Annotated in this window: 12 protein-coding genes and 2 pseudogenes; 4 read left to right on the top strand and 10 right to left on the bottom strand. The window is 40.1% G+C overall.

The window, feature by feature from the left end; translation table 11 throughout:
• Positions 1 to 21: 21 nt before the first annotated feature.
• From ACNFVB_RS03825 to ACNFVB_RS03810, 4 genes are all read right to left on the bottom strand, one after another.
• Positions 22 to 3276 carry a tyrosine-type recombinase/integrase gene (locus ACNFVB_RS03825; protein ID WP_430738161.1) on the bottom strand — a complete coding sequence of 1085 codons (3255 nt, stop codon included), beginning with the start codon at positions 3274 to 3276 and terminating at the stop codon, positions 22 to 24.
• The gene (locus tag ACNFVB_RS03820) at positions 3269 to 5281 is read right to left on the bottom strand and encodes a hypothetical protein (protein ID WP_430738160.1); all 2013 of its coding nucleotides are present in this window, start codon (positions 5279 to 5281) and stop codon (positions 3269 to 3271) included. The genes ACNFVB_RS03825 and ACNFVB_RS03820 overlap by 8 nt, the downstream gene beginning before the upstream one ends.
• A gap of 170 nt (positions 5282 to 5451) precedes the next feature.
• Positions 5452 to 6617, bottom strand: a protein-coding gene (locus ACNFVB_RS03815) for an IS3 family transposase (protein ID WP_430737065.1) whose coding sequence is annotated in 2 segments (ribosomal slippage) — positions 5452 to 6359 and positions 6359 to 6617 — 1167 coding nt in all. Because the reading frame shifts where the segments join, the coding sequence is not laid out codon by codon here.
• A gap of 255 nt (positions 6618 to 6872) precedes the next feature.
• Positions 6873 to 7433 carry a hypothetical protein gene (locus ACNFVB_RS03810; protein WP_430738159.1) on the bottom strand — a complete coding sequence of 187 codons (561 nt, stop codon included), beginning with the start codon at positions 7431 to 7433 and terminating at the stop codon, positions 6873 to 6875.
• Between the two features lie 222 nt (positions 7434 to 7655).
• Between ACNFVB_RS03810 and ACNFVB_RS03805 the strand changes: the two are divergent.
• A pseudogene (locus ACNFVB_RS03805) lies at positions 7656 to 7928 on the top strand (transposase); the annotation flags it as partial.
• 169 nt (positions 7929 to 8097) lie between these two features.
• Here the strand turns inward: ACNFVB_RS03805 and ACNFVB_RS03800 are convergent.
• The 4 genes from ACNFVB_RS03800 to ACNFVB_RS03785 all read right to left on the bottom strand — a co-directional run bounded on the left by ACNFVB_RS03800 (position 8098) and on the right by ACNFVB_RS03785 (position 13627).
• Positions 8098 to 9501 carry an FAD-binding oxidoreductase gene (locus ACNFVB_RS03800; RefSeq protein ID WP_238050497.1) on the bottom strand — a complete coding sequence of 468 codons (1404 nt, stop codon included), beginning with the start codon at positions 9499 to 9501 and terminating at the stop codon, positions 8098 to 8100.
• Positions 9502 to 9759: 258 nt separating this feature from the next.
• Positions 9760 to 11226, bottom strand: coding sequence for a 2-oxoadipate dioxygenase/decarboxylase HglS (hglS, locus tag ACNFVB_RS03795; protein WP_430738158.1), 1467 nt, complete (start codon positions 11224 to 11226; stop codon positions 9760 to 9762).
• Positions 11227 to 11296: 70 nt separating this feature from the next.
• Positions 11297 to 12568, bottom strand: a complete 1272-nt coding sequence (locus tag ACNFVB_RS03790; RefSeq protein WP_430738157.1) for a 2-aminoadipate transaminase — start codon at positions 12566 to 12568, stop codon at positions 11297 to 11299.
• 126 nt (positions 12569 to 12694) lie between these two features.
• Positions 12695 to 13627 carry a LysR substrate-binding domain-containing protein gene (locus tag ACNFVB_RS03785; protein ID WP_430738156.1) on the bottom strand — a complete coding sequence of 311 codons (933 nt, stop codon included), beginning with the start codon at positions 13625 to 13627 and terminating at the stop codon, positions 12695 to 12697.
• Between the two features lie 406 nt (positions 13628 to 14033).
• Between ACNFVB_RS03785 and ACNFVB_RS03780 the strand changes: the two genes are divergently transcribed.
• On the top strand, positions 14034 to 15284 hold the full coding sequence (locus tag ACNFVB_RS03780) for a dicarboxylate/amino acid:cation symporter (RefSeq protein WP_430738155.1): 1251 nt from the start codon (positions 14034 to 14036) through the stop codon (positions 15282 to 15284).
• Between the two features lie 233 nt (positions 15285 to 15517).
• Here ACNFVB_RS03780 and ACNFVB_RS03775 read toward each other — a convergent pair.
• Positions 15518 to 15865 (bottom strand): annotated as a pseudogene (locus tag ACNFVB_RS03775) (transposase); the annotation flags it as partial.
• Positions 15866 to 15926: 61 nt separating this feature from the next.
• Between ACNFVB_RS03775 and ACNFVB_RS03770 the strand changes: the two are divergent.
• Positions 15927 to 17092 (top strand): IS3 family transposase gene (locus ACNFVB_RS03770; RefSeq protein ID WP_430737065.1). Its coding sequence is split into 2 segments (ribosomal slippage): positions 15927 to 16185 and positions 16185 to 17092, totalling 1167 coding nucleotides; the frame shifts between segments, so codons are not numbered across the junction.
• Between the two features lie 144 nt (positions 17093 to 17236).
• On the opposite strand, the gene ACNFVB_RS03765 is transcribed toward ACNFVB_RS03770, so the two are convergent.
• Positions 17237 to 17392 carry a hypothetical protein gene (locus tag ACNFVB_RS03765; protein ID WP_192992168.1) on the bottom strand — a complete coding sequence of 52 codons (156 nt, stop codon included), beginning with the start codon at positions 17390 to 17392 and terminating at the stop codon, positions 17237 to 17239.
• 560 nt (positions 17393 to 17952) lie between these two features.
• On the opposite strand from ACNFVB_RS03765, the gene ACNFVB_RS03760 reads away from it, so the two are divergent.
• Complete coding sequence (locus ACNFVB_RS03760; RefSeq protein ID WP_430738154.1) at positions 17953 to 18912, top strand: DUF1853 family protein; 960 nt, start codon at positions 17953 to 17955, stop codon at positions 18910 to 18912.
• Positions 18913 to 18939 lie beyond the last annotated feature (27 nt).

Below are 18939 nucleotides of genomic sequence, written 5' to 3'. Positions count from 1 at the left end.
ATCTGAGATGGGCTCCTCCTCTTAGTTAGCTACTAATACCATCAACAAATATCCTAAGTACTTGAGCACGCCTGATGAAGCATAATAGTCTTTAGTTAAAGCCATATTATTCTCTGACCTCTTACGCTTTTTCTGTACAACCCTTACTTCATAGCCATGAAAATTCTCACGAGCACCGACACGTATTGAGCTGTTCAGACTCAAGTCTTTTTTAACATTACTTACAACTTGCTCACTATATGCCCTAACCTGCCAATGACCGGCATCAATAAGCTGACAACCTACCAGCATAAAACTCTGTAGCATTTTAAGCTGGGTCTCCTTAATACCAAAATGAATCGATGAGTAATTCAAGTTATGTTTATGTGCAAATATTTCAATAAACATTCTCAACTTCTCAGGATCCTTTATAGACATCTGATACGCCCTATCTAATGCTCTAATTATTACTTCCTGGTTTTTTCTACCTTTAGGCCTACCTAGTAATAGCCTGTCATCGTCGAACAGCTCACTAGCGCGCAGGTATAAGCATTTAGATTCATTTAAACTTATACCATGTCTAATAGCCACTTCAGGTAACAGCTCATCTCGAGAGTTTTCTTTTAATTCTTGCATTTCCTTTAGAAAACCTATGACGTCCGCATATTTAGGATGAATGAAAATTGAATTTGTATTTGACTCATTAAATCCATTCAAATTACCTTTTAACAGTTGGTGACTAGTATTGTTATCAGGTTCATCTACGTTCTTAAATAATGGTGTTTTATTAATAGCTATTTTTTTAAGTAAATATGATCTTATCTTATTTAGCTGCACCGTCTTTGTCGTTGCATCATAAGCAGTTTTGTCTTGTCTATATATAACAGAATAATCTAGTCCTGTTATTAAGTCTAAAACGGTTATAGGTAGCTCTAAGTAAGCGTTACTGAGCTGTTCCCCTGCCAGCAGATGAGCAGTATGAATATAATGCTCGAAGGTTGTGTCGCACGTTAAATGCCCTGCAAAGCTAGCCAGCCCAAACCAGGAGCCTTGATCCTTGTGATAGCCAAGGACGCCTTTTATTACTTTTTCGCACTGCTCATTATCATAATCAGTCATCACCTGTGCCAATGGCGACTTACTTAGTACTAACGCCAGCTGACTAATCGCAGTATGCCTAAAGCTATGAAATGTGAAGTCGTGCTTTCCTAGCAATCTGTCCCAAATTAACTTCATGAGATTACTAAAAACCACACTGGGTAATGGCTGATCGCCTGAACCTTGAGAAAACAAGTAACGACGCTTCAATCTTTTCTGCTGACGATATAACTGAGTAAGTTGTTTTAGCTCGTCTTTCTTAAGTAGGCAGTTAATGGGTATAAGGCGGCTTGCGCTGCTACTTTTCAATCTCCGATAGCGATTTGGTCTTAACCATATTTGTGGCTGCTCTATTCGTTGTCCATGCTCATCAATATAGATGTCAGCTATATCACGAACTTTAACACCGATAAGTTCTTTGATTCGCAACCCTGTCCGATACGCAAGACTTAAGACTACTAAGCAAAGGTTTTTCTGTTCATCGTCTAAATCCGAGTTGACCAGATACTCTTTCATCGCATGATATATCCGAGGTGATATCATGTTCGCATTTACCACTTGGCGTTTATTACCCCACGGGAAATACACAAATGGCGCATTATAGTGCGCTCGCTGATAATCATGGAAAGCTCGTAGTCTGCCGTAAGTAAATTTTTGAGTATCTTTGAGCTTATCCAGATATGAAACTTTATTTTTCTTTAAATACACATTATTCAAGACATTGAGACTACCTTGACTTAACACATCGTCTGCACAGCCAACTAAATCATCATCCGTATCTAGATTGTCTTCGCCAAAGTCTGATTCTTTGTTTAAAATAGACTGCTTTCTTCCATCCTTAATCTTACTTTGAATGATCTCCTCATATACAGCTTCAAAGTCCTCACCAGACCATTCATCAAGATTCTCATCCATTGTTAGCATCAGCCAATCCCGACCAATACATCCCAGATATTTACTAATGGTATCTAACCTGTTATTACTATCACTCAACAAGCTATTGACCCATCCTAAAAGACGCGTAGCATTAGGTTGAGTAAACTCCTGCTGCAACAGCTCTAGTTTTACAATAGCTGGGGCTTTACTGCCCTTAAGGGCATCTTGAACCTCTTTAATAAGATTCTTACTAAAACTTGGATACTCCCTACTATTGGTGCCTTTTTCGTCAGATTCTGAAAAGCTTGCTACAAATAACTCTTCCCAAGTGAGCGGCTGTAGATTTGAGTTAATCACCTCTTGATTATAATTAATAAGCTTATTTGTGGTTAAGCCCGTCGTTTTAATCTTGCCCTGTCTAACAATAGCCAGTGCAGTGTCTATATCGCCTCCCTTCATCTGCCGCCAATGATAGTCAGCGTATTTTATTAACTGTGATAAATGCGGTTTACTTTTATCTTTATTTTGTAGTTTTAGCTTCTTACAAATATCACTGATAATGGTTTCAAACGACTTCACATCTTCTTTTTTTAACTTTTTATCTTTTAGCGCGTATAAAAAGCAAAGTGTCATATCATCAGGTATGTACTCTACATAGCGCTGTAAGCTTGTAGCAGATACATCCTCTGAGGTATGACTTTGCGTATAAGAACAACCGTAATTGTCATCATCAATACTGAGCAAGATTAGCGCCAAACTCCCGCTGCTGACACCTGAATCTGGTAATTCATCAGTTGCTGGTAGCTGCAATTGATATATGTCACGTTCGCCTAGGAGCCATTGATACAGTGCTTTTAACACATCTATGTCATTCAATCCCCCATACATCACGCTACAGTAGAGCACTGACTCAATCAAATCATTGTTTGAGAACCTTCTTTTCCGTTGCCATATCTCAATTATTTGCTGGCTAGCAAGGCTTACTTGAGCACCACTTACCATCCAATCATAGGATATTGTTAAATGATCACGCTCTGCTATGACTGGCACAACTGGTTCATCCATACTCAGTTCATGAGATTTGTTATAACTCCGTATGTATTCTAAAAATCCTTGTCTGGCTAAGTGATAGCTATGCGCAGTATCAAAATGCACCTCAAGTATGCTACCAATGGTTTGATAGTATTCAGTTAGGTCTGTTCCTGTGAGTATGTGATTGTCATCAACATACGAAGCTATCAAAAATTTTGCCTCATTTTTGATACTCTCATGACTCTTGCTTTTATTTTCTTCTCTTAACTGATGAGCAACGGCATTATCCATATATATTCACCTCAACTTGTCGTAGATTAAGCTCAACTGCAACTTTCTCTAAGTCAGCGGATAACGCTTTTAGCTCATTAATGGATAATGACGACATGGGATGCATAGCCTCCTGATCTGGATGTTCATGACCATATAGGGCGCAGATCAAATGCTCAGGAGACTTATTCGTTAGTAGTGAGCGTAATTGATGTCTAAGCCAGTTGTCTTGGTGACTAAAAAAGTGTTTTATCTGATAGCGAACCTTACTAGGTTTAATACCGGTAAAGCCTTTGGGATTTTGGCTAAATAGCTGAATGAGTGGCTGACTAGAGTTCAAAATTTTATTTATAGGAAATTGGTCATTTGGGTATATAGAATTATGCATGACCGCAAATTGCTTGATATATTCAATATAATTTTGAATCGCTGTGATTAAGAAATCACTAAGAGGAATAAGCCTTCCCTGCCCTTGTCCCTGACGCTCTTCTTTATCCGACACCCATAACAGCCTTTGCCTAAAATCAAATTGATTTAAAAGCCCAGGCGCATGCTTTACGGGTCTAATACCAGTCTGAATAAAGATGATGTGCCATAACCAGACACCATAAGCATTAAACTGCTCAATATAACGGTCCTGCCTTATGCTTACGTTCCGCTTTAATCGACCGTTATAACTCTCAGTTGCTTCAGCAAGCTCATCAAAAAATCTTTGGCAGATATCAATATTTAAAGTCATGTCACTACCAATATATTTTTTATAACGATTGCTTTTCGTGCTAGACATACTAAGCTGTCGCAGCTCACCTTGGCTGTCCGCAGTACAGTATTCGGTCAATAGTTGTATGGCGCTGTAGTAAGTCTTCTCTAAGCTTATTGTCTCAATACTGGTGTAGTACAAGGGCGAGCTGTGTTTCACATCAACTCCAGTAACCATGTCGGCATGTAATGGCTCTTGCAGCTCATTCTTTATAACTGTATATAAACAAGCGTCAATATGCTGATTTGATAACACCGGTAGCTCTAGTTGCACTTTCAAGCTTGCCAGCACTTCAGCCACTTCATCGCCTGCCACCGAAAACTTATTTTCAATAACTGCTTGTAGCCTCGCTGGCAGAGGTAATTTAAATTCATTATCATGGCTTTGACGATGTGGCAATAAGTGGCTTCTACGATTTGAAGTTACGTTAATAGTATTACTCATAGCATAACTATCAGCAGCCGAACCGCTCTCATGACTCAACCACTTGCGCTGACTTTTATCCAGTTCTAACTCATAAATCACGTCTTGGACCTTCCGACCACTTAGTAGTGATAGTAATATGACCGCATAAACCTGACGCTGTTTATAGCTAACAACGCCAAAAAGCTGCCACACCCGAGCAAATAACATCTGATAGCTCAGTAGACTTAGTTGACGTAGATTAGTAGGAAAATGAAACTGGTTACGGCGGGCATGTCGATAATTGTTTTTTAGCTTCCATTGCTGTAATTCTGAGGATTTAGCGGTTGTACTGGAAGGCTTAAAATCATTATCTAAGAGCGCAGGCGGGTCATCATCAGCAATATTCTCAGCGTCCGATACGTTATCATTTTTATGGGGTCTACCAAATATTGTGACTCGTATTAGCTCATCAGCACTATTAAGGTATCGCTTATTAGTGTGTTCTTTACTAAGCTCATTGTTTTGTGAGCTGGTATAGGTTTTACCTACAAACGCTTTGTTCTCTGCAACTACTTCATAGGCAAGTCTTATTTGACCAATTTTACCAGCCAACTTTTGATTAACCACTTTGCCTGACTCTTCATCACTTCTTATCTTAGCTTCATATACACGTAATGCTGCTAGTGCCTTCGTCAGTGAAACATGTTGAGCATGGATATCAATCAGTTTTTTAACAATCTCAGCTTGTGGGTTATTGTCCTTCAACCCCATCCTTAGACGCACACTTAGCTGACTGACTTTTGCAGAGTGTTCATCCTTACGTATAGCAATCATAATAATTATTTGCAGATATGCACTCATAAACTGCCATGCTTCATTATCAGGATGTACTTGACCATACCTCTGGTAAAACAAGACCAGCATATAAGTGACTGCCCAATCTTCAATCTTCCTCTCTTTGACGACTTCCCTGGCAATAGCTTCATGACCCCTGCCGTCAATCCCGTAGACTTAAACTTGGGAGATTTTAGTTACGCAGCTTGACGATAATAATCAAACCACATCTGTCTTGGCGACTTATAGCTCAAGCCCTTTTGAATCCTCGTTTGATTGTAATACAGCTCAATATAGCCAATGATATCGCTGATGGCTGCAAATCTAGTTTTATAGTTCTGGTGATACACTAGCTCATTCTTCAAGACGCCCCAGAAACTTTCTATCGGAGCGTTGTCGAAACAATTGCCTTTGCCACTCATAGATCCTGTAAACTGATGCTGTTTAATGATCTTGTGGTAGGCATGGCTACAGTACTGACTGCCTCTGTCAGAATGAACGATTAGCCCTTTAGCAGGTCGTTTATTCTTAATCCCCATGTTGAGTGCACGGCATACTAAATCTGCCGTCATACGCTTGTTAATAGCGTAACCGACAAGCTCTTTGGTGTATAAGTCTTTGACCCCTGCTAAGTACAGCCAACCCTCATTCGTCCAGATATAGGTGATGTCGCTGACCCACGACTCGTTAGGGCGCTTAGCGTCAAACTGCTGATCAAGCACGTTATCATAGACCAGTTTGTTGTGATTAGAGTCAGTGGTGATTTTAAAGCGTTTGTGACGACGACATTTAATGCCAAACTCTTCTTTAATACGTCTGACCATGTATAGACTAATATCATGCCCTTGATCGCTTAGATAGGCATGCAGACGATCTATACCATAACGCTCTTTAGTTTCAATGTGTGCGGCTTTGACTAGCAGCTCAGACTGGTTGCGATGTATTTGTTGGTCACTGATATCACGACCTAGCCAGTCATAGTAGCTTGAGGGTTTAACCTGTAGTACGCGGCACATAGTGGTGATGCTAAAGAAGTGCTGGTTATCTTGGATAAAGGCGTACCTGACTAACTGTGCTTTGCAAAGTACGCCGTCGCCTTTTTTAGTATTTCGCGCTCCTCTTCAGCCACTTTGAGCTGCCGCTTTAGGCGTTTTACCTCTTCAAGCGCACTCATAAGTTCAGGGTCATACTGCTTTGTTCCTACAAGTTTGCCTTGATTGGCTTTGTTATGCCAATTTGAGAGCGTTTGCATGGCAATGCCAAGCTGCTTTGCAGTGGCTGAGATATTGCCGTTGTTGTCTGCTATCTTTTTAACAGCTTCGGCTTTAAATTCGTCACTGTAGGTTCTTACTTTCTTGGTCATGGTAAACTCCTGTTATTATGCTTAGTTTACCAAGTTTACTTGTACGGTTTCTTCAGCATAGCTCATCACATTCAGACGATGCAAGTACTGGCATATCTATGTTGGTCTGCTCACCACTATGTAAGCAAAAGCCTGAATTAATATAAATGATGTTAATAATCAGGGTTTGTAGTTTTATATAGTACGGTGAATCAAGTGGCACTAAATGATCTAAAACCTTTTGTAATTCGCTGTTATCAAACTGCTTTATATTCATTAGGGTGCACCACTCAACCAGCTCATACTTTGAGGAATACCTAGAACTCGATCTTCTAGTGCAAACTTACATTGGCGATATTCATAACTACTCTGGCTAATACCTGCAAAATGGCAATACTCCTTCACGGTCAGTTGCTTAACTCCCATTAGCTGACATATAACACTTTGAGGTGCAGTGCATTTAAGTGCTTTAAACAAATCAGGATGGTGAATACCTTTCAAGAATATCAAGTCTATAACATCCCTCCATGCGAGCTGCTGAACATCTTTAATACTTTCAGGGATTATTAAACATGGGTAATCACTATCATTCTCTAACCTTAAGACCTGATCGACTCTTTGAAAATCATTAAAGAAATAGAAAGCACCGTCTCCTCCATCAACCAAGCGAAGTGGTGGACGGTAGAAGTTATCCAAAAACTTCATATTGATATAAGTCGTTTTAGGTCTCAATCTCTGCCAAACACATAAAGCGGCTTTAGCATACGGATGTACATACAAATTATCCTTACTAGGATTGGCAAGTTTTTGCCCAACCTTAAGTTTATTATTTTTCATTACATATACGCTAATAGTGAATACAATTCATGTTATCCAATAATCACTTAGGTGTCAAACGCTTTAGTATTGTGGAGCTTAATATCATAAAATAATCGTTATTATTAAATAGTTAGTATTATTTTAGATATAAAAAAACCTCTTAACACTATAGAATATATAGCTTCAAGAGGTTATTTCTTTTTCTAATTTTATTAGGTGAAAAGGTCAGAGTTGGGGTTTGTTTATACGGATAGCTATCGAAGTTACAATGCATTAGATGTGAGCAAGTTTAAACACTTTAGAGTCAATCATTCTAAAGAGTTCACTTGCGGTAAGAACAATCACATCAATGGCATTGAGAACTTCTGGAATCAGTCTAAACGAACTCTAAGAAAGTATAATGGGATTAATAAGAAGAACTTCCATTTGTTTTTAAAAGAGTGCGAGTTTAGATTTAACTATGGCTCACCATCTAATCAGCTGAAAATCCTGAGAAAATGGTGTGATATTTAATCCTTATCTACTACAGCCCCATGAAGAACACAGATATAAAACTTCTTCGATATAGCTCGTATTTTCTTAAGATGGTACTAACAATAGTGAAATTTGAATTATCTATATAAAAAAGACGCTAACCTTTAGGTTTAGCGTCTTTTTTTGAGATAAATCGTTAGCCTACCAATCACATATCAAAAATCTTTCCGCGATTCATAATATTATTGGGGTCAAAGACCTTTTTGACTTCTCGCAGATAATCAATCTCAGTCTCGCTACGGCTATAATTGAGATAAGGCTTTTTGGTCATACCAACGCCATGTTCAGCAGATACTGAACCACCATATTTTTGCACCGTTTCAAATACGTATTTATTGACAATCTGGCACTCGGCAAAGAAATCATCTTTACTCATGTTTTCAGGCTTTAAGATATTAAGATGCAAGTTGCCATCGCCAATATGACCGAACCAGCACACTTCAAAGTCAGGGTAGTTGCTGCTGACGATGTGATCAATCTCAGCGATAAATTCAGGTACGTAACTGATTAATACCGAAACATCGTTCTTATAAGGGGTAGATACTGAGATGGTTTCAGAGATATACTCGCGCAATTTCCACAGCTCTTCAGCCTGTGCCAAGCTCTGGCTCATGACACCATCGACGACCCAACCTTGTTCCATACAATGCTCAAATATCGCCATGGCTTCATCCATGATCGGCTCGTATGGCGCTTCGAACTCTAATAGCGTATAAAATTTGGTACGCGATTCAAATGGCTCTTGTACTTGACCATGTGCCATCAATTTATCAATCGCCACATCATCAAAGAACTCAAAAGCGGTCAAATCAATCTTCGCTTGAAAGGCAGAGAGCACATTCATGACATCACTAAAGTTATCCATACCGAGCACCATGACATTTAAGTCTTGTGGCTGACGCTCAAGCTTTATTTGCGCATGAGTGACTAAGCCTAGCGTGCCTTCACTACCGATAAACAATTGACGCAAATCATAGCCAGTGGCGTTTTTAATCATGCCGCGATTGAGCTGCAGGATATCACCTTTACCAGTGACCACTGTGAGCCCCATGATCCATTGACGGGTCATGCCATAACGAATGACCTTAATACCGCCCGCATTGGTGCCAATATTGCCACCGATTTGACTGGAACCTGCTGAAGCAAAGTCGACAGGGTAGTAGAGGTCTTTAGACTCAGCGAATTGTTGCAGTTGCTGCGTGACCACACCGGCTTCAATCTCAACCATGCGATCAGCAGGATAGAACTGTCCAATACGGTTCATCTTATCCATACTGACGACAATCTCACCGTTAGACGCGACAGCGCCTGCAGAGAGGCCCGTACGACCACCACTTGGCGTCAGTACCACGTTGTGTTGATTAGCAAGCAAGACAATCGCTTGTACTTGTTCAGTGGTCTTTGGAAAGACGATGGCAGACGCAGCAGGAGCGAAGTGTTTGGTCCAGTCTTTACCCCAGTGCTCTAGACTCTCAGCGTCAGTTTCTATTTGGCTGGGGTTAAATTGATGACTATCTATTAAAACTTTCAGAAGTTTATTCACTAAAAACACTTCCTAATACAATGATTTAGGTTTATGAAGCTATTACTAGATTAATGAAACTCATCTAGGGCGTGTCCTCATTTTAAAAATGGTGATAAAAATGAGATAAATCGCCGTCAAACAAGGAAAATAGTGCAGATAATATCGAGATATTCGTCAGCTATTTGACACCGTTTGGCCAGATTTGGCCATTTTTAGCCCATTTAGATGGCTATCGATTGAATTGAGGACACGCCCTAGTAATAGTAAATTATATGTACCGAGTACTTACATAGAAGACTTTAATCTACATAAGCATTCGTGAATGCTTTTAGCTTGTTGATCAGCATACAAAGCTAATTCATCATATACATGCACTCCAAGTGCTTTTTCAAATTCGTTTTGATTTGAATTACCTTCATAACTGCTTTGTTTATCATCATGCAAATTAGACTGAAAAATTCCTGCAGCGCTTACTGGTAAAAAGTCCTCATAAACGATTGGCTCGAGACGAACAATACCCTGCTCAATCAATTGAGTCATGGCTTGATTTGAGATAGAGTCATCCGAGTAATTCTCTTCTGAAGAATTTAGATTTAACTCAGAAGCAGCGCTACTTGGATATGGAGCATCATTGACAGCTTGATAGTAAAAGTAAGCTAGTCCTTCATCATGTAGGGTTCGATAGTCATCGGGAAATGCTTCAAATACACTCTCTAAAATTTGATAATACTGTAAAGCATTGCTTTCGTTCGGAGTGGCGCCTAACTGGCTGCGTGCTTGACTAAGCAGCTGGTCATATATCGCTCTACCCTTTGGCGTTAATGCGACACCACGCTGCTCAATCTCACCAAATCGTGCAGTATGATGACCCTCTTCATACTCGCCATTTGGATTTTTAAAACTAACAGCTTCCTCTAATGCCTTAAAGCTCGTCTGTCTTAGTAAAATCGGACAATCCCGTTTTGGTGGCCCTTCGATAATTGCTTTTGGCGGAATACCTTTTGCCTGCATACCTTGCTGTACAGTATCTATATCCAGCGTTCTAGGGGTCAAATGATTGATATGCGGGCCTTTAAAGCCCACTACGTCAGCAATAAGACCATGTTGCTCTAATAAGCGTTGATATAGCTCTTTTGACACCGGCGTTTTATCATGCCAGCGAAAGGTCTCTAAAGCCTCTGTTACAAAATGCTCACCTTCCTCTGACGTTAAACCGCCCTGCTCTTCAAAGCGTTCAATAAGTCTAATAACATTAGCGGTAAATATTTGACGATTAGCTAATGCCGCTATGGCTTCCTTTTTTAATACTTCATCACCAATTAAATCTAAACGCAATAAAGAGGTGAAAACTCGAAATGGGCTTTGATTTAAGTCTTGGGCATCAATGGCCCGAAAAGCAGTAGAGTGAACTGGCACACCAGCGGGTGCTAAATCATAATAGCCAACAGGATACATACCCATGACGGCAAAGAGACGACGCATCATGTGGAGCTCAGCCGCTGTCCCCAATCTAATCGCTCCGTGACGCTCCATACTGATTCTATCAATCTCTCCAGTGTGCTCTAACTGCTCCTTAATCTCTGGATGTTGGGTTAGCATCTCCGTATTTACTTCAGCGACTAAATTGAGCAAATCGCCATATAATGGGACTTCGGATTGATACATGGCTGACATCGCCATAGAGAACTCATGACGAATAGCATTGCTATCCTTTAAATTATTACTTCCCATAGCATTTTTATTATTGTTCATAAATATTTATCCTTTTTTTCAAAGCTTAAATGTAGATATCAACTGCGGCGGCAACCATTAGCGGTGCAGACTAGACAGCAGGGTTTTCATCAGGAATAGCGCCGAGCACCTTCTTTAAGATATCAAGGCCGGCTTGTAACGTTTCAGGCTCTATAGTCAGTGGTGGTAACAGACGAATAATATGTCGATGTTTACCACTAGGCATGAGCAATAGACCCTGCTCACGCGCTTGGTTTAAAACGCGCGCCATTATACTTGGATGAGTGCCGTATTCAGAATGACGAAGCTCAATACCGCGCATAGCGCCAATACCAGTGAGACCATATAGCCAAGGCGAAACACCTTCTTCTTGCCACTGAGCAATGGTATTCTCAATCGTTTGTGCATATTGATCAGCAGATTCCCAGACCTCATCCTCTTGCATGATATCTATAGTCGCATTTGCTGCTGCACATGCGACCGGATTACCTGAATAAGTACCTCCTAAGCTACCTTTAGGTAAGCCATTCATCAAGCTAGCTTTACCTATTACAGCACCTAAAGGCAATCCTCCTGCGATACTTTTACCCAGTAGTATCATATCCGGTTCAATTCCTAAGTGCGTAAATGCAAATGGTAACCCTGTACGACCATAGCCTGATTGAATTTCATCCATAATCAGCAAAATACCATGGTCATCACAGAAAGCACGTAGATATTTAGCGAATGATGGCGACATTAATTGGAAACCACCTTCACCTTGTACGGGCTCTGCGATAATGGCGCCAATATTGTTGACATCCGTTTCTACTTCGAATAAACGGTTTAAAGCATCAATGGCCTGCTGATCACTAATTTCATTATCTGGGCTGGGGAAAGGTATATGATAGACACAGCTCGCCAAAGGTCCTAGCCCGCGCTTATAGGGAGCAACCTTACCATTCAGATTAACAGCAGCAAGTGTACGTCCATGAAAGCCACCATCAAAAGCAATAACTCCCACGCGATTGGTTTTAAGACGCGCAACTTTTATGGCATTTTCAGTGGCTTCTGCACCGCAGTTGGTGAGCATACCTGCAAGCTCACCACTAATAGGTATGAGTTCACATAATCGCGGCATAAAGGTTTGATACGGTGTATGAGCGGCCGCATTATAGGCGTAATGAATGAGGGATTGGGTTTGGTTAATAATGGCACTAACAATGTGAGGATGACAATGACCAAAGTTCAAGACCCCTATGCCACCCACAAAATCGATATAGCAGCGGTCATTAATGTCCCAAACTTTTGCATTAACGCCTCTAGTCAAGGTTACTGGATGTACCATCGTAAAAGCATCTGTAACATTATGCATTTTATCCATGAGCTCTTTTCTCTTCCTTAAGTTAGATGCTCATTTCAACAAAATATTAGCTACTCAACAAACGAATAATAGTTGGGCTTGCATTCCTTTTATTCATTGCAGTAACAGTAATTAGAAAATTAATCTCTACTCATTGCTATGCTCAGTATAACTTTCGATATAATCTGAAAGCCATTCCAGAATCATCCTTATTTTGTATGAGTTACCTAAGGATAATGGGTATGTAACATAGTAAGAACCTCGACCTTGCATGACATAATCAAATACCTTTACCAAATTTGTAGACTGCAACTCAGATTTTATGAAATGAGATGGGACTAAAGCGATACCGTAGCCAGCTAAAGCTGCTGAAATACAAGCCTGGAAAGTATCAAAACGTGGCCCGTCGATCGTTCCTTCAATATTAAGGTCCTGTTGCTTAAAATATTCATACCAAGCATTAGGCCTTGAGTTGAACTGTATGAAATTATAGTTATCTATGTTTTTAAAGCTTATATCTCGATTTTGAAGATATGTCGGATTACATACAGCAATGCTGTACTCATCGAATAGCTTAACAGTCTCCATACCATCCCAAATTCCTGTGCCGTATAGAAAAGCAATATCTACGTTTTTATCTTCTGAAAAAAACGGGCCTACCTGCTCTATTATCTCTAAGTTAATTAAAGGATACTCCTCACTAAACCCTTTCAAAACCGGAATTAACCAACGAGAACATAGGGTAGGATGCGAGATAATTCTAAGTAACTCACTATCATCATTGTGTGACAGTAAGTTACTGGTCGCAGCTTCAATATGCTTTAGGATATTTAACACTTCAATATAATAAACCTTGCCGGCAGGTGTTAACGAAATTTGTCTCGATGTTCGATAGAACAAGGCTGTATTTAACATCTCTTCCAATTGAGTCACTTGTTTGCTAACCGCACTTTGAGTCATATGCATTTCTTGAGCGGCATAGGTAAAACTAGAATGTCTAGCAGCTGTTTCAAAGCATTGCAAAGCTTTAGTTGAAGGATAGGCTCTAAAACCCAAAGAACTACTCGTATCAGTTTTCATAATTTATTATTTATCCAAAGCATTAGTTATAATTATATATAAAATCCATATATCCATTAGTAAGAAAAAAAGGAATGCTTTCCATACTTTTATTCGCTTGTTCCAACAATTTAGGATGTTTAGTATCTTTAAATCATATGTTGATACTGCTATTAGATATTCAGACATCAGCTACGCAAGCATATAGCGGAAAGATATGAGCTACAAAGAAGTGGGCAATGGAATTGTCTACTATCACCGTACTCTCCTAATTACACTAAAATTAATCTATATAAAAAAGGAGTGGGCAATGGAATGTCTACAATTACAATATTCTCTTGGCTATCTTCATAATATCGCTTCTGCAATATGCATCAAGTATTATAAATAACCGGAGATAGCAATGGGGAAAATTTGGCGTTGGTACATGAGTATGTCGTTTATGGTCAAAATGACCGGCGGCTTTTTAATTGGAATTTTGCTTGGAGTTGTACTTGGTGAACATAGTAGCTTCTTAGCGCCACTTGGTACACTATTTTTAAACTTGTTGAAAATGATCGTGATTCCTCTTGTAATATTTTCTTTGATGGTAGCGGTTAATCACTCAAATCCGAAAGAGTTAGGTCGTATAGGATTGAAAATATTTCCCTTCTACCTTTTTTCAACAGGTATTGCAGTAGTAATCGGTATCATCTTAGCTAAAGCCACAAACCCAGGGTCTGGTTTTTCTTTGCCTACAGAAGTTGTTATGGATGCTCCTGTTCGCCCTTCTTTTATAGATACACTACTGAATATGGTGCCAAGCAATATTTTTAATGCGCTTGCTCAAGGCAATATTTTAGCAGTAGTTTTTGTTTCCGTCATAGCTGGCTTAGCTATTTTGTTTATGCGCCATTCGTTGGACAAAAAACAGCAAGAAATGGGAGAATTCTTATTTAAACTTCTCGAAGCATGTAATGAAGTAATATCTAAAATCCTCAATGGTATTTTGATATATGCCCCTATTGGAGTGTTAGGTATTACGGCTAATACATTTGGAACTCAAGGACTAGACACTGCTATCGCTCTTGGGAAATTTATCGGCACTTCATACCTTGGAGTAATCATCCTTGTTGGAGTTGCGTTCCCAATAATGATGAAAGTGTTTGGTATCAAAGTTATCCAGTTCTACAAAGATATTAAAGAAGCTGCTTTTACATCATTTGTTACCAGTAGTAGTATTGGTACTTTACCAGTTACTATTAAATGTGCAGAAAAGGCTGGTATTGGTGAACGAGTTGCAAAGCTCACATTGCCTATCGGCGCAACAATAAATATGAATGGTACAGCAATACGATTTGGTGTTGCAGTTATTTTTGCCGCAGAAATTATGGGGATGACGTTATCAACGCCAGAGTTGGCTACTATTGTTATAATAGGTACTATGGCAGCTGTTGGCACTGCTGGCGTGCCAGGAGCTGGATTAATTGGCATGTCTATTGTCTTTACACAAGCAGGCTTACCGATTGAAATCGTTGCACTTACAGCAGGTATTAATATCTTAGTAGATATGATTTTCACTTTTGGCAACGTTGTTGGTGATTTAGTTGGGGCCAAAATAGTTGATCAGACTGAGAAGTGGAAAGGAGATACTGTTGAGGAAAACCATGTGATTGTCACTTCAGACGCTGTAATTTAAAGCATCAACTATAATTTATTAGATTCTAATAAGTAAGATCAAGGTGGATCGATTGGCATTACATATAATTCTTGGTGAAGAAAAAGATTTACTATCATATCGAGCGTGTAAACCAACTTTGACTAACTCACTTTAACTATCAAGCTTAGTTGATCATAGGCATAATATATAAAAACCCTTACAGCTATTCGCTCGTGAGGGTTTTTTATTGTCTAATAATTTAGGGCGTATTCCTAATTTAGTTTGCAATGAATCATAGTACAAGCCAGATAAATCATAGACTTACAATTTCGAGCCAGTTTTTTATAACGAGTGGCAATACTACGATAATGTTTTAACCTTGCAAACGTGTTTTCAACACGAGTGGCAATACTACGATAATGTTTTAACCTTGCAAACGTGTTTTCAACCAAGTGCCTTAACTTGTATAAATAGTAATCAAATGCTAGGTCTGGTTGTTTAGTATTTTTTCTCTTAGGGATGACAGGGCTTATGTTGTCTTGCTTGAGCTTTACTCTAATAGCTTCAAAACCATAAGCTTTATCTGCAATAAAGTATGTCGCTTCCGTTATCATCTTGAGCTATGCTGAAGAAACCGTACAAGTAAACTTGGTAAACTAAGCATAATAACAGGAGTTTACCATGACCAAGAAAGTAAGAACCTACAGTGACGAATTTAAAGCCGAAGCTGTTAAAAAGATAGCAGACAACAACGGCAATATCTCAGCCACTGCAAAGCAGCTTGGCATTGCCATGCAAACGCTCTCAAATTGGCATAACAAAGCCAATCAAGGCAAACTTGTAGGAACAAAGCAGTATGACCCTGAACTTATGAGTGCGCTTGAAGAGGTAAAACGCCTAAAGCGGCAGCTCAAAGTGGCTGAAGAGGAGCGCGAAATACTAAAAAAGGCGACGGCGTACTTTGCAAAGCACAGTTAGTCAGGTACGCCTTTATCCAAGATAACCAGCACTTCTTTAGCATCACCACTATGTGCCGCGTACTACAGGTTAAACCCTCAAGCTACTATGACTGGCTAGGTCGTGATATCAGTGACCAACAAATACATCGCAACCAGTCTGAGCTGCTAGTCAAAGCCGCACACATTGAAACTAAAGAGCGTTATGGTATAGATCGTCTGCATGCCTATCTAAGCGATCAAGGGCATGATATTAGTCTATACATGGTCAGACGTATTAAAGAAGAGTTTGGCATTAAATGTCGTCGTCACAAACGCTTTAAAATCACCACTGACTCTAATCACAACAAACTGGTCTATGATAACGTGCTTGATCAGCAGTTTGACGCTAAGCGCCCTAACGAGTCGTGGGTCAGCGACATCACCTATATCTGGACGAATGAGGGTTGGCTGTACTTAGCAGGGGTCAAAGACTTATACACCAAAGAGCTTGTCGGTTACGCTATTAACAAGCGTATGACGGCAGATTTAGTATGCCGTGCACTCAACATGGGGATTAAGAATAAACGACCTGCTAAAGGGCTAATCGTTCATTCTGACAGAGGCAGTCAGTACTGTAGCCATGCCTACCACAAGATCATTAAACAGCATCAGTTTACAGGATCTATGAGTGGCAAAGGCAATTGTTTCGACAACGCTCCGATAGAAAGTTTCTGGGGCGTCTTGAAGAATGAGCTAGTGTATCACCAGAACTATAAAACTAGATTTGCAGCCATCAGCGATATCATTGGCTATATTGAGCTGTATTACAATCAAACGAGGATTCAAAAGGGCTTGAGCTATAAGTCGCCAAGACAGATGTGGTTTGATTATTATCGTCAAGCTGCGTAACTAAAATCTCCCAAGTTTAAGTCTACGGGATTGACGGCAGGGGTCAAGTGGCCAGCCACCTCGGTCTGATTTTTTGTCGCCGTTGGAACTTGAATCACTGTTATTTGGATTAGCCATAGTCATGTCCTAACACTTTAGAGAAGTTTATTTATGTGGATTATGTGGTGGTTTCGGTGGTTTGCTAGTTGATTCCGGGTTCTGTCCGATTGCGGCATCACCTATAGAACCACGAATTTTTCCGCCTTGGTCTGATATTTCTTTGCGATCTGAACTCGTACTACCGTTACTTGGATTACCCATAGTTACATCCTAATATTTATGAAGAAAATATCTGTAAGTAACATTAAATGTAAAGCCTTAACTTAAGCCCACCACCTAATATAAAACAGCTATAGCTTACATTATAGTGGGTTCTTTATGTTTGGAATCAATATTTAAGAAATTAGTGATCATAACTCAGAAGGTCATATGAATATTAAAGTCATAAATTAATGTGCGTAAAGAAAATACTTACAAAGTAAGACCTAACAAAGCTAAAAACAGTATCACTAAAAATTATTGTTGGTATTATTGTTGGTATTATCAATATATAGGAATATAAGACCTATATAGTACAATATATACAGCTAACACTTTACCTCCTGCCGTTCCGACCAAACATCGTAGTTAAAGAAAAAGCCAACCATTGCTATTAATGGTTGGCTTTTTTTATAGTTAATAACTTCTTACTAAATACTACAAAGATGCCTTCGTAATTGCGCTCAACGCTTCATTGATGACAAACACTTTAGACTTATAATACGTCATCGATTGACTATAGACTTTTGGTACATGAGCCGCTAGGGTAAACGTACACTGTAATGATGGTTTATCCTATGATCGAGCCGACGGCTCATGGCCCGTTTACTTATCTACATACCGCACCGTGGGAAGCCTATCGGCGCCCTTATGTGCGCGATTTGGCTTATGTGCTGGCCTGCCCCACTGTCTTAACAAAGTGGTTGGACGTTGCGCCGCATCAGAACACACATACCGTGTCGGTCCATAGCGCACACTTTTGGCAGCAGCAGTTTGCAGCCTATCAGACGCGCTTAGAGGAGCTCGATACCACCAATGCGTATCAGGCGCTGACGCGATATCTACTGGCACGTCCCAGCCCCAATCGCTTAGGTTTTCACTTTGAGGGATTGTTATCATTTTGGCTAGAAGATGGCTTTGTGCGCAAATTACATCCGTACGAGACGCTTGCTAACAATGTGCAGTTGTATAACGGCAAACAGACGACGGGCGAGCTGGATCTGATTTTGTACAATCATCAGGACAATCTGACCGAACACTGGGAGCTGGCGATCAAGTTTTTTATGGGTGCACCGCCGTTTGAGCCTGCAAACTGGGTCGGTATCAATTCCAATGACAACTTACAGCGCAAAATGACCCACATGCAGACCAAGCAGTTCCGCGCTGTGTGGGTCGATACCGCTAATCACGGCCAAGTAAAAATCGACAAACGCTACGGTATTATCAAAGGCCGCTTCTTTTTGCCGCTCAATATCTATGGCTTTAATAAACCAGATTGGCTAACGCCCAGCTTTCCGCTGCATGAATGGTGTGATAAAAGCGACGCCGTCAGTCTTGCGACGCTCGATACGGACACTCTGCGGCGCGCGTACTATATTGAGTGGTTTACCAAACGCAGCTTTTATGACCGTTACGCCAGACGAGCGCTTGCACAGGCTTGGTCAGAGAAGAGCCTGCCAAAGACAGGGCTATATTTTGAAGGTGACAGACCAATTGTCATCTATCCGAGGCAGTGTGAGTAGCCCGCACCCTCAATCCGAGAGGACAGT

Source organism: Psychrobacter sp. VH5 (assembly GCF_050572635.1).
In the GTDB taxonomy this organism is placed as follows: domain Bacteria; phylum Pseudomonadota; class Gammaproteobacteria; order Pseudomonadales; family Moraxellaceae; genus Psychrobacter; species Psychrobacter celer.
This window is presented reverse-complemented; position numbering and strand designations above follow the sequence as displayed.

Coding starts and splice junctions, on each gene's coding strand:
- ACNFVB_RS03790 (WP_430738157.1), bottom strand. CDS start 12,568: ATGGATAAAATGCATAATGTTACAGATGCTTTTACGATGGTACATCCA.
- ACNFVB_RS03810 (WP_430738159.1), bottom strand. CDS start 7,433: ATGAAAAATAATAAACTTAAGGTTGGGCAAAAACTTGCCAATCCTAGT.
- ACNFVB_RS03785 (WP_430738156.1), bottom strand. CDS start 13,627: ATGAAAACTGATACGAGTAGTTCTTTGGGTTTTAGAGCCTATCCTTCA.
- hglS (WP_430738158.1), bottom strand. CDS start 11,226: ATGAACAATAATAAAAATGCTATGGGAAGTAATAATTTAAAGGATAGC.
- ACNFVB_RS03760 (WP_430738154.1), top strand. CDS start 17,953: ATGATGGTTTATCCTATGATCGAGCCGACGGCTCATGGCCCGTTTACT.
- ACNFVB_RS03825 (WP_430738161.1), bottom strand. CDS start 3,276: ATGGATAATGCCGTTGCTCATCAGTTAAGAGAAGAAAATAAAAGCAAG.
- ACNFVB_RS03765 (WP_192992168.1), bottom strand. CDS start 17,392: ATGGGTAATCCAAGTAACGGTAGTACGAGTTCAGATCGCAAAGAAATA.
- ACNFVB_RS03780 (WP_430738155.1), top strand. CDS start 14,034: ATGAGTATGTCGTTTATGGTCAAAATGACCGGCGGCTTTTTAATTGGA.
- ACNFVB_RS03820 (WP_430738160.1), bottom strand. CDS start 5,281: ATGAGTGCATATCTGCAAATAATTATTATGATTGCTATACGTAAGGAT.